The organism is Streptomyces griseoruber (assembly GCF_001514205.1).
GTDB lineage: Bacteria > Actinomycetota > Actinomycetes > Streptomycetales > Streptomycetaceae > Streptomyces > Streptomyces griseoruber.
In genome coordinates this window covers 41,427-55,469 of record NZ_KQ948772.1, presented here as the reverse complement: position 1 = coordinate 55,469, position 14,043 = coordinate 41,427, and the positions used below count along the sequence as shown (strand labels likewise).

The 14,043-nt window shown below is 72.4% G+C and carries 11 protein-coding genes; 4 read left to right on the top strand and 7 right to left on the bottom strand.

Annotated features, from left to right (window positions below):
* Window position 1: 1 nt before the first annotated feature.
* Complete coding sequence (locus AQJ64_RS24285) at window positions 2–523, top strand: hypothetical protein (protein ID WP_240512836.1); 522 nt, start codon at window positions 2–4, stop codon at window positions 521–523.
* Window positions 524–536: 13 nt separating this feature from the next.
* On the opposite strand, the gene AQJ64_RS24280 is transcribed toward AQJ64_RS24285, so the two are convergent.
* Complete coding sequence (locus tag AQJ64_RS24280; protein WP_055636935.1) at window positions 537–1,331, bottom strand: N-formylglutamate amidohydrolase; 795 nt, start codon at window positions 1,329–1,331, stop codon at window positions 537–539.
* Window positions 1,332–1,429: 98 nt separating this feature from the next.
* Here AQJ64_RS24280 and AQJ64_RS24275 point away from each other — a divergent pair, with 98 nt between their 5' ends.
* On the top strand, window positions 1,430–1,771 hold the full coding sequence (locus tag AQJ64_RS24275) for a DUF5713 family protein (protein ID WP_055636936.1): 342 nt from the start codon (window positions 1,430–1,432) through the stop codon (window positions 1,769–1,771).
* Here the strand turns inward: AQJ64_RS24275 and metX are convergent.
* From metX to AQJ64_RS24260, 3 genes are all read right to left on the bottom strand, one after another.
* Entirely contained in the window at window positions 1,749–2,915 is a 1,167-nt protein-coding gene (gene metX, locus AQJ64_RS24270) for a homoserine O-acetyltransferase MetX (RefSeq protein ID WP_079061926.1), read from the bottom strand. The two genes, AQJ64_RS24275 and metX, sit on opposite strands and share 23 nt — an antisense overlap.
* The gene (locus AQJ64_RS24265) at window positions 2,916–4,226 is read right to left on the bottom strand and encodes a bifunctional o-acetylhomoserine/o-acetylserine sulfhydrylase (protein WP_055636937.1); all 1,311 of its coding nucleotides are present in this window, start codon (window positions 4,224–4,226) and stop codon (window positions 2,916–2,918) included. It lies immediately after the preceding gene.
* A 184-nt stretch (window positions 4,227–4,410) separates the two neighbouring features.
* On the bottom strand, window positions 4,411–6,630 hold the full coding sequence (locus AQJ64_RS24260) for an NADP-dependent isocitrate dehydrogenase (RefSeq protein WP_055636938.1): 2,220 nt from the start codon (window positions 6,628–6,630) through the stop codon (window positions 4,411–4,413).
* A 218-nt stretch (window positions 6,631–6,848) separates the two neighbouring features.
* Here AQJ64_RS24260 and AQJ64_RS24255 point away from each other — a divergent pair, with 218 nt between their 5' ends.
* A complete protein-coding gene (locus AQJ64_RS24255) occupies window positions 6,849–8,414 on the top strand; it encodes a M1 family metallopeptidase (RefSeq protein WP_055636939.1) in 1,566 nt (521 codons plus the stop codon).
* Between the two features lie 112 nt (window positions 8,415–8,526).
* On the opposite strand, the gene AQJ64_RS24250 is transcribed toward AQJ64_RS24255, so the two are convergent.
* Window positions 8,527–9,651: a mechanosensitive ion channel family protein gene (locus AQJ64_RS24250; RefSeq protein ID WP_055636940.1), complete on the bottom strand. Its 1,125-nt coding sequence runs from the start codon at window positions 9,649–9,651 to the stop codon at window positions 8,527–8,529.
* Window positions 9,652–9,877: 226 nt separating this feature from the next.
* Entirely contained in the window at window positions 9,878–10,837 is a 960-nt protein-coding gene (locus AQJ64_RS24245; RefSeq protein ID WP_055636941.1) for a lysylphosphatidylglycerol synthase transmembrane domain-containing protein, read from the bottom strand.
* Between the two features lie 198 nt (window positions 10,838–11,035).
* On the opposite strand from AQJ64_RS24245, the gene AQJ64_RS24240 reads away from it, so the two are divergent.
* Window positions 11,036–12,916 (top strand): ABC transporter ATP-binding protein, encoded by a 1,881-nt coding sequence (locus AQJ64_RS24240; RefSeq protein WP_055636950.1) that lies wholly within the window; start codon window positions 11,036–11,038, stop codon window positions 12,914–12,916.
* A 29-nt stretch (window positions 12,917–12,945) separates the two neighbouring features.
* Here AQJ64_RS24240 and AQJ64_RS24235 read toward each other — a convergent pair whose 3' ends face one another.
* Entirely contained in the window at window positions 12,946–13,977 is a 1,032-nt protein-coding gene (locus tag AQJ64_RS24235) for a saccharopine dehydrogenase family protein (RefSeq protein WP_055636942.1), read from the bottom strand.
* Window positions 13,978–14,043 lie beyond the last annotated feature (66 nt).

Sequence of the window (14,043 nt, the reverse complement as noted above, 5' to 3'; positions counted from 1 at the left end):
CATGAGCGACGACAGGTTCGACGACGGGTTCGGCGGCAGGTTCGACGACGGGTTGGACGACGCGTTGGACGACGGCTTCGAGGACGACGAGTTCGACCTCGGGAGCCTGGAGGAGGAACTCCGGCAGGCCGCCGCCATTCTCGATCCGGTCCCGGCGGAGCTGTGCCGGATCGCCGTCGAGGCGTACGCGCTGCACGACCTGGACGCCCGGATCGCCGAGCTGACCTTCGACTCGCTGACCGACGCGATCCCCGTCAGGGGAGCCGAGGACGTGCCCCGGATGCTGACCTTCCACACCGGTGGGCTCACGGTCGACGTGGAGGTGTCCGAGGAGGGGCTGCTGGGCCAGCTGCTGCCGCCGCAGTCCGCCTCGGTCGAGGTCCTGCACGGCCCGCGCGCGGGTGCCTCGCTCACCGCCGACGCCATGGGCCGCTTCGTCTGCCCCACCCCGCCCACCGGCCCGTTCGCCCTGCGGCTGCGGACCGGCGGCGAGGTGGTCGTCACGGAGTGGATGCGGGCCTGACCGCGGGCGGCGCTCAGGACACGGCGTCCACCAGCGCCGCGAGGGCCGAGGCCAGCCGGGGCAGCCCCGCCCCGGCCGGCCCGCCCGGCTCGCTCATGTAGGTGTCCCGCCGGATCTCCACCATCAGCGCGGACACCGCCGGCTCCCGCCCGTAGTGCTCCAGGGGGACGTACGTCCCGGCGAACGGGCTGTCCAGCCCGGTCTCCCCGATCCCCGCGAACGCGGCCCGCGCGGCGGCGAGCAGCTCCGGCGGGGTGTGGAAGGCGTCGGTGCCCAGACAGACCGGCGGGCGCGGCCCCGCGCCGTGCAGCTCGTAGGGCAGCCGCTCGGTCGGATACGAGTGCACGTCGACCACCACCGCCCGCCCGACCGCCGCGAGCCGCTCCCGCACCGCCTCGGCCATGGCGTCGGCGTACGGCCCGAAGTACCGCTCGACCAGCGGCCCGGGGTCGTGGCCGTCGCCCCGCAGCACCTCCCCGTGCGTGGTCCGTGTGTACACGGCCCCCATCCCGACGGCCCGCATCTCCTCCCGCTCGTCCGGGAACCGCTCCGGGTCGACGACCAGCCGCGACAGCCGGTTGACGAACCGCCAGGGCGTCGGGGCCGCCAGCCGGGCCGCCTCCTCGGCGATCCGGGCGGTGTGCGCGTCGGTGATGTGGTCCAGCTCCCGTTCCAGCGCCGCGTCGTCCAGCACGATGTCCGCCCGCACCCCGGCCGGTATCTCCCGTGCCGAGTGCGGCACATGCAGGATCACCGGCGAGGCGGCGGCTCCGGGGAGAAGGGCGAAGGAGGGTGCGGCAGGGGTCATCGGGCGGCTCCGGGGCGTTGTCAGTGGCGTGGTGCATGATCGGTGGTGCAGGTGCGAATGCCATCACAACACGACGGGGCGCAAGGGCGGGGACGGGCATGGCAGTGACGAACGAGCAGGTGACGGGGCACGCGTTCCTGAAGGCGCTGTACAGGGACGACTACTACCCGGACCCCGTGGTGGACCGCGGCAGGGACATCCTGCTGCGCCTGTGCGGGCGGGTCGAGGCGGAGCGGCCCGCGGACCTCGACGCGCTGTACGTCCTGACCCAGGCCGCCACCGAGGAGTTCAACGCGCTCCAGGACGCCTTCTGGGAGGCCGGCAGCGAGATCGAGACCGTGGCCCGGGAGGAGATAGCCGAGGACTTCTGGTTCATCGCCCGGGCCTACGGCTTCACCGACGCGGACATGGAGGAGCTCATCGCCACCCGGGACTGGTGACCCCCGGGCCGAGGATCTCCCGGACGAGCGCGGCGACCTGGTCCGTCTCGATCAGGAACCCGTCGTGGCCGTACGGCGACCCGATCACCCGGAGCCGGTCGGCGGACGGGATCAGGGCCGCCAGCTCGGCCTGCTGGGCGAGCGGATAGAGGCGGTCGGAGTCCACGCCGGCCACCAGGGTCGGCGCGGTCACCCGGCCGAGAGCGGCCCGCGTACCGCCCCGGCCCCGGCCGACGTCGTGCGCGTTCATCGCCTCGGACAGCACCACATAGCTGGCCGCGTCGAACCGCCGTACCAGCTTGGCCGCGTGGTGGTCGAGATACGAGCCCACCTGGTAGCGCCCGCCCCGGAAGGGGTCCTCCCTCTCCTGGGGCGCACGGCCGAAACGGGTCCGCAGCTCCGGCTCGCTGCGGTAGGTGACATGGGCGAGCCGACGGGCGAGGCCCAGTCCGGTGTGGGGGCCGCGGCCGGTGTCGTGGTAGTCGCCGCCCTGCCAGTGCGGGTCGGCGCGCACGGCCCCGACCTGGATCTGCGCCCAGGCGATCTGCTCCGCGCTCGCCGCCGCCGTCGTGGCGAGCAGCAGCAGCGCACCGACCCGCTCCGGGTGGGACACGGCCCACTCCACCGCCCGCATCCCGCCCATCGATCCGCCGACGACCAGCGCCCAGCGCGCCACCCCGAGGGCGTCCGCGAGCCCCGCCTCGGCGGCGACCTGGTCGCGCTGGGTCAGGAAGGGGAAGGCCCCGCCCCAGCTCCGGTGTCCGTCGGGACGCGTCGAGGCCGGGCCCGTACTGCCCTGGCAGCCGCCGAGCACGTTGGGCGCGACCACGAACCAGCGGTCGGTGTCCAGCGGCCGCCCCGGTCCGACCAGCGCGTCCCACCAGCCGGCCGTCGGATGCCCCTCCCCGGCGTCTCCGGCGACATGGCTGTCCCCGGTGAGCGCGTGCAGCACCAGCACGGCGTTGGAGGCATCCGGCGCGAGCCTCCCCCAGGTCTCGAACGCCAGTCGTACGCCCGGCAGTTCACCGCCCGCCTCCAGCGCGAGGGGCCGCTCGGCCGGGTACCAGCGCCGCCTCCCGGGCGGGTCCCCCTCCCGCCAGGCGCCGGTGGCCGGTGGCAGGGAGACCTCCTTCGGCAGCGTCACCTAGGCGCCCTTGGCCGCGCGGAAACCCGCCTCCAGGTCGGCCTTGAGATCGGCGAGGTTCTCGATGCCGACCGACAGCCGCACCAGGCCCGGCGAGGTGCCGGTCGCCGTGAGCTGCTCCTCGTCGAGCTGGCTGTGGGTCGTGGAGGCCGGGTGGATGATCAGGCTGCGCACATCGCCGATGTTCGCCAGATGGCTGAACAGCTCCACCGCGTCCACGAACCGCTTGCCCGCCTCGATGCCGTCCCGCAGCTCGAAGGAGACGATGGCGCCCGCGCCCTGGGGCAGGTACCGCTGCCCCGCCTCGTACCACCTGCTGGACTCCAGGCCCGGGTAGTGGACGACGGCGACCTCGTCCCGCCGCTCCAGCCACTGTGCGAGCGCCAGCGCGTTCGCCGAGTGCCGCTCGATGCGCAGGCTCAGCGTCTCCACGCCCTGGAGCAGCAGGAACGCCGAGTGCGGGGAGAGCGCCGGACCGAGGTCGCGCAGCAGCTGCACCCGCAGCTTGATCGCGTACGCCCCGGGGCCGAGCGCCGGCCAGTACCGCAGGCCGTGGTAGCTGGGGTCGGGCTCGCTGAAGTCGGGGAAGCGGTCCGGGTGCGCGCCGAAGTCGAAGGTGCCGGCGTCCACCACCACACCGGCGATGGTGGTGCCGTGCCCGCCGAGGAACTTGGTCGCCGAATGCACGACGACGTCCGCGCCGTGCTCGATGGGCCGCACCAGATACGGCGTCGGCACGGTGTTGTCCACGATGAGCGGGACGCCCGCCGCGTGCGCCACGTCCGCGACCGCCCGGATGTCGAGGACGTTGCCTCGCGGGTTGCCGAGCGACTCCGCGAACAGCGCCTTGGTGTTCGGCCGGATCGCCGCCCGCCAGGCCTCCGCGTCGTCCGGGTCGTCCACGAACGACACCTCGATGCCGAACCTCGGCAGGGTGTGCCGCAGCAGGTTGTACGTGCCGCCGTAGAGGGACGTGCTGGAGACGATGTGGTCGCCCGCGCTCGCCACCGTCAGGATCGCGAGGGTCTCCGCCGCCTGCCCGGACGACAGCGCGACGGCGGCGACGCCGCCCTCCAGCGCGGCGATCCGCTGTTCGAGGACGTCCTGGGTGGGGTTGTGGATCCGGGTGTAGATGTTGCCCGGCTCCGCGAGCGCGAACAGGTCGGCGGCGTGCTGGGTGTCCCGGAACACGAAGGACGTGGTCTGGTAGATCGGGGTGGCGCGGGCGCCGGTGGCCGGGTCGGGGACGGCTCCGGCGTGGATCTGCCGGGTCTCGAACGACCAGGCCGAGGTGTCGGCTTGCGTGCTCATGGTGCTCCTCGTGCTCCTTGTGCTCTGCGTGCGGGTGAGAGCGGGGGACGTGCGAGGAGGAAAGCACGGCCGGGCGGGTCCGAACCGATCTGCAAAAAACGTGACATCGGACTGACACACTCGACACAAAAGCCGTGCCCCGGCCGGGAGTTGCCGGCCGGGGCACGGGGTGGAGCGGGGTGCGTCAGCTCAGGGACGCGAGCGCCTCGTTCCAGGTGGCCGACGGGCGCATGACCGCCGCTGCCTTCGCCGGGTCGGGCTGGTAGTAGCCGCCGATGTCGGCGCCCTCGCCCTGGACGGCGTTCAGCTCGTCGACGATGGTCCGCTCGGCCGCGGCGAGCGTCTCGGCGAGCGGCTGGAAGGCCTTGGCCAGCTCCGCGTCCTCGGTCTGCCGCGCCAGCTCCTGCGCCCAGTACAGGGACAGGTAGAAGTGGCTGCCGCGGTTGTCGATGCCGCCGACGCGACGGGTCGGGGACTTGTCCTCGTTGAGGAAGGTCGCCGTGGCGCGGTCGAGGGTGTCGGCGAGGACCTGGGCGCGGGCGTTGCCGGTGGCCGTGGCGTACTGCTCGAAGGCCGGCACGAGCGCGAAGAACTCGCCGAGGGAGTCCCAGCGCAGGTAGTTCTCCTTGACGAGCTGCTGGACGTGCTTCGGCGCGGAGCCGCCGGCGCCCGTCTCGAACAGGCCGCCGCCCGCCATCAGCGGGACGACCGACAGCATCTTGGCGCTGGTGCCCAGCTCCAGGATGGGGAAGAGGTCGGTCAGGTAGTCACGCAGCACGTTGCCGGTCACCGAGATGGTGTTCTCGCCGCGGCGGATGCGCTCCACCGACAGCTTGGTGGCGTCGACCGGGGCGAGGACGCGGATGTCCAGGCCCTCGGTGTCGTGCTCCGGCAGGTAGGCGTTGACCTTGGCGATCAGGTTGGCGTCGTGCGCGCGGGTCTCGTCCAGCCAGAAGACGGCCGGGTCGCCGGTGGCGCGGGCGCGGGTGACGGCGAGCTTCACCCAGTCCTTGATCGGGGCGTCCTTGGTCTGGCAGGCGCGGAAGATGTCGCCCGCGGCCACCGGCTGCTCGATCAGGACGGTACCGGCCTGGTCGACCAGGCGGACCGTGCCGGCGGCCTTGATCTCGAAGGTCTTGTCGTGGGAGCCGTACTCCTCGGCCTTCTGCGCCATCAGGCCGACGTTCGGGACGGAGCCCATGGTCGACGGGTCGTAGGCGCCGTGGGCCCGGCAGTCCTCGATCACGGCCTGGTAGACACCGGCGTAGGAGGAGTCGGGCAGGACCGCGAGGGTGTCGGCCTCCTGGCCGTCCGGGCCCCACATGTGGCCGGAGGTGCGGATCATGGCCGGCATCGAGGCGTCGACGATGACGTCGGACGGCACGTGCAGGTTGGTGATGCCCTTGTCGGAGTCGACCATCGCCAGGGCCGGGCCCTCGGCGAGCTCGGCGTCGAAGGAGGCCTTGATCGCGTCGCCCTCGGGGAGGGAGGCGAGGCCCTTGAGGATGCCGCCCAGACCGTCGTTGGGGGACAGGCCGGCCGCCGCGAGCGTGGCGCCGTACTGCTCGAAGGTCCTCGGGAAGAACGCGCGCACCACGTGACCGAAGACGATCGGGTCGGAGACCTTCATCATCGTGGCCTTCAGGTGCACCGAGAACAGCACGTCCTCGGCCTTGGCGCGGGCGATCTGCGCGGTGAGGAACTCGCGCAGCGCGGCCACGTGCAGCACGGAGGCGTCGAGGACCTCGCCCTCGAGGACCGGTACCGACGCGCGCAGCACGGTGGTGGTGCCGTCCTCGGCGACCAGCTCGATCCTGACCGAGCCGGCCTCGGAGATCACGACGGACTTCTCGGTGGAGCGGAAGTCGTCCTGCCCCATGGTCGCGACCTCGGTCTTCGAGTCCGAGCTCCAGGCGCCCATGCGGTGCGGGTGGGTCTTGGCGTAGTTCTTGACCGAGGCGGGGGCGCGGCGGTCGGAGTTGCCCTCGCGCAGGACCGGGTTCACGGCGGAGCCCTTGACCTTGTCGTAGCGGGCCTGGATCTCCCGCTCCTCGTCGGTCTTCGGGTCGTCCGGGTAGTCCGGCAGCGCGTAGCCCTGGCCCTGAAGCTCGGCGACGGCGGCCTTGAGCTGCGGGATCGACGCCGAGATGTTCGGCAGCTTGATGATGTTGGCCTCGGGCGTCTTGGCCAGTTCGCCGAGCTCGCTCAGCGCGTCCGGGATGCGCTGGTCCTCGGTCAGGTACTCCGGGAACACGGCGATGATGCGCCCGGCCAGCGAGATGTCCCGCGTGGTCACGGCGACACCCGCCTGCGAGGCGTACGCCTGGACCACCGGCAGGAAGGAATACGTCGCCAGGGCCGGGGCCTCGTCAGTGTGCGTATAGATGATGGTCGAGTCAGTCACCGGGTGCTCCGCTCCACGTCTGCAACATTGCTCGACATCAAGATATCTCGTGACGAGGGCGGGCTCGACAGGGGTCCGCCCGGGGTCCGCTCACATTTTTCGGTCCGATGTCCGCCGTACGGGCAACCGATCGGCCGGATCCGGTGGTCCAGGGGGTAGAGAGTCGACCTCCTCCACCGGCCGGACCGACCATCCGGCCGCCCGAGCGAAAGCGGATCATGAGATATCGCACCAGAGTGACGGGCCCCGCCGCGGCCCTCATCGGCACCGCGGCCGTCGTCGTCGGGGGCAACACGGCCCAGGCGGCTCCCGCGGGCGGCAGGACGGACGGCGCCGGGACGGCCGCCGTCCCGGCCCCCGAGACCCTCGGTGACCCGGTCTTCCCGGCCCTCGGCAACGACGGCTACCGCGTCACCTCGTACCACCTCGACCTCTCCTACGACGCCACGACCGCCCTGGTCGACGCCACGGCGACCCTGGAGGTCCGCACCACCCAGTGCCTGTCCCGCCTCTCCCTGGACGCCCTCGGCCTGGACATAGCGTCCGTGAGCGTCGACGGCCGTGCGGCGGAGTTCGAACAGGTGGACGAGAAGCTGAGGATCACACCGGCCCGCGCCCTCGCCGACCGCGCCCGGGCCACCGTCCGGGTGACGTACACGGCCGACCCGCGCCGCTCGCTCCCGCACACCGCCTGGGTGCCCACCCCCGACGGGTTCGCCCTGTGCCCGCAGCCCGACTCGGCGCACACCGTGTTCCCCTGCAACGACCACCCGTCGGACAAGGCCGGCCTCACCGTCCGCATCACGGTCCCGGCCGCTCTCAAGGCCGTCGCGAGCGGCGCCCTGGTGTGCACCGAGAACCTGGCCGGCGACCGGACCGCGTACACCTACCGCTCCCGCTCGCCGATCGCCACCGAGCTGGTGCAGATCACGGTCGGCGACTACGTCGTCAAGGACCGGCAGGGCCCGCACGGGCTGCCGCTGCGCGATGTCGTCCCCGCCGCCCGGGCCGAGGCGCTGGAGCCCGCCCTCGCCCTCACCCCGGGCCTGGTGGAGTGGCTCGAGCAGCGGCTCGGCGCGTACCCCTTCGAGACGTACGGGCTGCTGCCCTGCAACTCCGACGACCCCGCCGCCTTCGACTTCACCGGCCTGGAGACCCAGACCCTCACCCTGTACAAGCCGAACTTCCTGCTCCAGGCGGAGCCGAAGATCGGCTCGCACATGATGCACGAGCTGGTCCACTCCTACTTCGGGAACAGCGTCAGCCCCGCCACCTGGGCCGACCTCTGGCTCAACGAGGGCCACGCCGACTTCTACGGGCTGCTCTACCGCTACGAGCGCGGCTGGCCGGACTCCCTGGGCCTGACCACGTTCGAGGCCCGGATGAAGGACACGTACGCACGCGGCGACCAGTGGCGGCGCAGTTCCGGCCCCGTCGCCGCGCCGAACGCGGCCAACCTCTTCGACAGCCAGCGCTACCTGGGCGGCGTCCTCGTCCTGTACGCCCTGCGGCAGCTGATCGGCGAGGACGCCTTCCACGCGGTGGAGCGGGCGTTCCTGGCCCGCTTCCGCAACTCCTCCGCGTCCACGGAGGACTACATCGCCGTCGCCCGCCAGGTCTCCGGCCAGGACGTCTCCGGGTTCCTGCGGGACTGGCTCTACGGCACGACCACCCCGAGGATGCCCGGCCACCCGGACTGGACGGTCACCCCGGTGACACCGTCCCTCACGGCCCCGCGCAACAAGTCGGGGGCTCGTTGGCACGAGAACTCGGCGACGCTCTGAGCCGGGACCCGTCCCGCGGGCCGGCCCTCGGGGGCGTGGGCCCGCGGTCGGCGCGGCTCGCCGCCGACCCGGCCCCGGGACGGGCCCCCGCCTGGCGGATCAGCCCGGTGGATCAGCCCTCCAGCCGCGCCGGAGCCGTCTCGGCCGCTTCGGCCGCTTCGGCCGGTTCGGCAGTGCCGGTGCCGGTGCGCTGCTGCGGGATGACGACCGCCCCCTGCTGGAGCGAGATGTTGCGGGCCGGGGCCGGCACCCGGATGCCCTCCTCGCGGTAGCGCCGGTGCAGCCGCTTGATGAACTCGTGCTTGATCCGGTACTGGTCGCTGAACTCGCCGACGCCCAGGATCACCGTGAAGCCGATGCGGGAGTCGCCGAAGGTGTGGAAACGGACGGCCGGTTCATGGTCCGGGACCGCGCCGGCGATCTCCGTCATCACCTCGGCGACCACCTCCATGGTCACCCGCTCCACGTGCTCCAGATCGCTGTCGTAGGCCACGCCCACCTGCACCAGGACCGTCAACTGCTGCTCGGGCCGCATGAAGTTGGTCATGTTGGCCTTGGCGAGCTGCCCGTTGGGGATCACGATCAGGTTGTTCGACAGCGCCCGGACCGTGGTCTGCCGCCAGTTGATGTCCTCGACGTACCCCTCCTCATTGCTGCTCAGCTTGATGTAGTCACCGGGCTGGACGGTCTTCGAGGCGAGGATGTGGATGCCCGCGAACAGGTTGGCGAGGGTGTCCTGGAGGGCCAGCGCCACGGCCAGACCACCGACGCCCAGCGCGGTGAGCATCGGGGCTATGGAGATGCCGAGCGACTGGAGCATCACCAGGAAGCCGATGGCCAGCACCAGCACGCGCGTGATGTTCACGAAGATCGTGGCGGAGCCGGCGACTCCGGAGCGGGACTGGGTCAGCGCCTGCACCAGACCGGCGATCACCCGGGCCGCCGACACCGTCACCACGAAGATCAGCAGCACCGTCAGGCACTGGTTGACGGTGTGCTGGACCGTCTTCGTCAGCGGCAGCACCGCCGCCGCGGCCGCCGCGCCGCCCGCGATCGCCGCCCACGGCACCACCGTGCGCAGCGCGTCCACGATGACGTCGTCACCGCTCCACCTGGTGCGCTTGGCGTGCTTGCCCAGCCAGCGCAGCAGTGTCCGCGACAGGAAGGCCACGAGGAACCCCGTGGCCAGGGCGATCCCGGCGAGGACGAGGTCGTCCAGGGTCAGCGCGCGGTTCACCGGTCACCTCCGGCGGGTCGCTCCGCGGGGAGGGCGAAGAAGCCCGCCGACGGCCGGATGTGAAGTCTCGTCACTTGTCACCTGCTTGTTCACGGGATGTGCGGTCGCGTCCGCCACGAGCGGGCGCAACCGTCCATCCTGCCGTATCGGGCACGGCGGTTCGCACCCCAGGGACGTCCCGACGGCGACTTCCGGGCACCCCATGTGCTCCCGCGCACGGGGGTGTTCAGATCACCTTCCAGCGCACCAGCGCCCCGAGCGTCACCGCCCCCGGCACCAGCGGCAGCCACACGGTGATGACGCGGTAGGTGAGGACGACCGCGGTGGCGAGGGCCAGCGGGCCGCCCGCCGCGACCAGGGCCACGATCAGGGCCGCCTCCACCGAGCCGATGCCTCCCGGGGTGGGCACCAGGGCCACCGCCACCGTCGCCGCGAGGTAGGCCACCGCCATGTGGACCGGCGGGACCGGCAGGCCCAACGCCTGCCCCACCGCCGCCAGTCCGGCCGCCTGGAGCACCGGGAACGCCAGGGAGCCGCCCCACAGGGCCGCCGCCCGGGCCGGGCAGGTGTGCACCGAACGGGCCTCGCCGAGCGCGGTGCGCAGGAACGAGAACACGGCCGTCCGCAGCCGCCGTACGAAGGTCAGCGCGGCCGCCGCCAGGAGCACGACCGCCACCAGCGCGCCCAGCAGCGGGCCGACCGCCCCGTGCGGCAGCAGCGAGCCGAACCGCAGCGCGTCGGGGAAGACCAGCAGCAGGGTGGCCAGCAGACCCACCCTGGCCACGCCCTCCGCCAGCAGATACAGCGCGAGGGCCGCCGAGGAACGGGCCAGCGGCACCCCGCACACCGTCATGAACCGCAGGTTGACCGCGCTCGCGCCCAGCCCCGTCGGCAGCAGATGGTTGGCCGCGCCCGCCGCGAACTGCGTGGCGAGCAGCCGGAGCCGGGGCAGCCGTTGCACCACCGCCCCCTGCCGGGTGACGGCCGCGGCGACCCAGGTCAGACAGGTGGCCCCGGCCGCGGCCAGCAGCCAGGGCCACTGCGCGGTCCGCAGATGACCGAAGCCCTCGGCGAGCACCGAGCGGTGGCGCACCGCGACCACGGTGACCAGCAGGAGCGGGAGCAGACACAGGACCCGGCGGAGGGGGAAGCGCCGGGGGAGCGAGGGGAGCGGAACCGCTGTCACAGGGGGAGAGGTTTTCCGCGCGGTCCCAACAGCGGGTTGCGGAAGCGGGGACGGAGCATTACGTACGGTCATCGGATCCTTCGGCTGGGCCTTCGGGCGGTCCTCGGGGCGGTCCTTCGGGCGGTCCTTCCGGCGAGGGAAAGCGGGGCGGGGGTTGACCTCGAGGAAGCTTGAGGTTCTACGGTCGCTCCCATGAGCATGGATGCCGTTGCCATGACGCAGCTGTACAGCGTCATGAACTCCCAGCAGGAACGCCGCCCCTTCGACCCCGCCACACTGCGCCGCATCGGCGCGTTCGCCCGGCCGCACCGCCGCCGTATGACGCTGTTCGTGCTGCTCGGGGTGGTGACCGCGCTGCTCGCGGTCGCGACCCCCGTACTCGCCGGCCGGGTCGTCGACGCGATCGTGTCGCACGGCGACCCCGACCGGGTGGTGCGGCTGGCGCTGCTCATCGCGCTCATCGCGGTCCTGGAGGCGGCGCTCGGCATCCTGGGCCGGAGGCTGTCGGCGACGCTCGGGGAGGGACTCATTCTCGATCTGCGCACGACCGTGTTCGATCATGTGCAGAAAATGCCGGTCGCGTTCTTCACACGTACTCGTACGGGGGCGCTCGTCTCCCGACTCAACAACGATGTGATCGGCGCCCAGCGCGCGTTCAGCAACACCCTCTCCGGCGTGGTGTCCAACCTGGTCACCCTGGTGCTCACGCTCGCCGTGATGCTCACCCTGTCCTGGCAGGTCACCCTGCTGGCGCTGGTCCTGCTGCCGGTGTTCGTGGTCCCGGCCCGCCGGATGGGCCGCAGGATGGCCGGGATGCAGCGGGAGGCGGCCGCGCTCAACGCGGCGATGGGCACCCGGATGACCGAGCGGTTCTCGGCGCCCGGCGCCACCCTGGTCAAGCTGTTCGGACGCCCCGAGGAGGAGTCGGCCGAGTTCGCCGCCCGCGCGGCCCGCGTCCGGGACATCGGCGTACGCACCGCCACCGCCCAGTCGGTCTTCCTCACCTCCCTGACCCTCGTCTCCGCCCTGGCCCTCGCCCTCGTCTACGGCCTCGGCGGCCGGCTCGCCCTGAACGGCACCCTCGAACCGGGCGCCGTGGTCGCGCTCGCGCTCCTGCTGACCCGCCTGTACGCGCCGCTCACGGCGCTCGCCGGGGCACGCGTGGAGGTGATGAGCGCCCTGGTCAGCTTCGAGCGGGTCTTCGAGGTGCTCGACCTGAAGCCGCTCATCGAGGAGAAACCGGACGCCCGCGAGGTCCCCGAGGGCCCGGTGTCCGTCGAGTTCGACGACGTCCGCTTCGGCTACCCGTCGGCCGACAAGGTCTCCCTCGCCTCCCTGGAGGAGGTCGCCACCCTCGACACCCGCGGCGGCGACGAGGTCCTGCACGGGGTGTCCTTCCGCGCCGAACCCGGCCAGACCGTGGCGCTCGTCGGCTCCTCCGGCGCCGGGAAGTCGACCATCGCCCAGCTCCTGCCGCGCCTGTACGACATCGACGGCGGCGCCGTCCGCATCGGCGGGATCGACGTCCGCGACCTGGGCGCCGGCTCGCTACGGGCCACCCTCGGCATGGTCACCCAGGACGGCCACCTCTTCCACGACACGGTCCGCGCCAACCTGCTGCTCGCCCGGCCCGAGGCCGCGGAGGACGAACTGTGGGACGCGCTGCTCCGCGCCCGCCTCGACGACCTCGTCCGCTCCCTGCCCGACGGCCTCGACACCGTCGTCGGTGAACGCGGCTACCGGCTCTCCGGCGGCGAACGCCAGCGCATGACCATCGCCCGGCTGCTCCTCGCCCGCCAGCAGGTCGTCGTCCTCGACGAGGCCACCGCCCACCTCGACAACACCTCCGAGGCGGCCGTCCAGGAGGCCCTCACCGAGGCGCTGGCCGGCCGCACCGCCGTCGTCATCGCCCACCGCCTGTCCACCGTGCGCGCCGCCGACCTCATCCTCGTCGTCGAGTCCGGGCGGATCGTGGAACGCGGCACCCACGAGGACCTCCTCGCGGCGGACGGACGGTACGCGGAGCTCTACCGCACCCAGTTCGAGGAACCGGAGCCGCAGCCGCAGCCGGTCGCCTGACGCGGTGACCGCAGCAGGGCGCCGGCCCGTCACGCGCGCAGTTCCACGGTGACGTGCGGGGACAGCGCGTCGAGGAAGTCGGGCGCGTCGAAGATCTCACCGGCGGAGGCCACACCGACCGTCCTGGTCCGGCCGGTGAGGATACGGTCGACCGCCTCCACCGCGAGCGGTGCGGTGACGGCGTAGATGTCCTGGCCCCGGGCGACGGCGCGCCGTTCGGTGTCGCCGGACCGTACGACGACCTCGACGAGGAAGGTCTGCGCGGAGCGCCCGTGTTCGTCGACCGCGGTGGGGGTCGGCGTGTCCGGGGACACGACACCGCCGGCCGCTTCGGTCGTCATGTAGGTGCGCACCTCGGGGATGGACAGGTGGCTGGGGACGGTGACGACGTCGGCCATCGTGAACTCGCCGATGACGGCCCGGGGGCCCAGCGGGTGGGGGAAGGACCACTGCAGGGTGGGCAGTTCGTCGTCGTGGTACGCCAACTGTCCCTTCGTGAAGCGGACCCGGCGGCCGCCACGCCGCTCCGCGGAGACCTTGCCCGCGGCGCGCGTCCCCTCCGTGGGCTCCCAGCTGTTCAGACCGTACGCGATGTGCGCCTCGTCGGCCTCCGTCCAGTCACCCATCGCGGCGGTGGCCAGCAGGTCGCCGAGGCCGCCGTAGAAGGCCATCGCGGGAACGATCACCGTGCCCGTGCCGTGGGCGCGGTCCGCGAAGTGCGTGAAGGTGTCGGCGTTGGCCTCGATCTCGGCCGCCACGTCGACATAGGGGATTCCGGCGCGCAGAGCTGCTTCGATCACCGGGGCGGCCGTCGTGGCGAAGGGTCCCGCACAGTTGACGACGGCCGCCACGCCGTCCATCGCGCGGTCGAGCGAGACCGGGTCGTCGACCGACGCGGGGCGGACGTCGAGTCCGGGGTGCTCGTCCGCCAGCGCCTTCAGCCGGGCGGCATCGCGCCCGGCCGCCACCGGCACGAATCCGCGCTCCTTCAGATGCGCCACGACGAACCGGCCGGTGTGCCCGTATGCGCCGTACACCGTCACCGTCTGCCCCGTTGCCATGACGTCTCCCCGTTCTCCGGACTGATCGACTGCGGCCATCCTGGCGCGACGGAACGGCCGACCGTG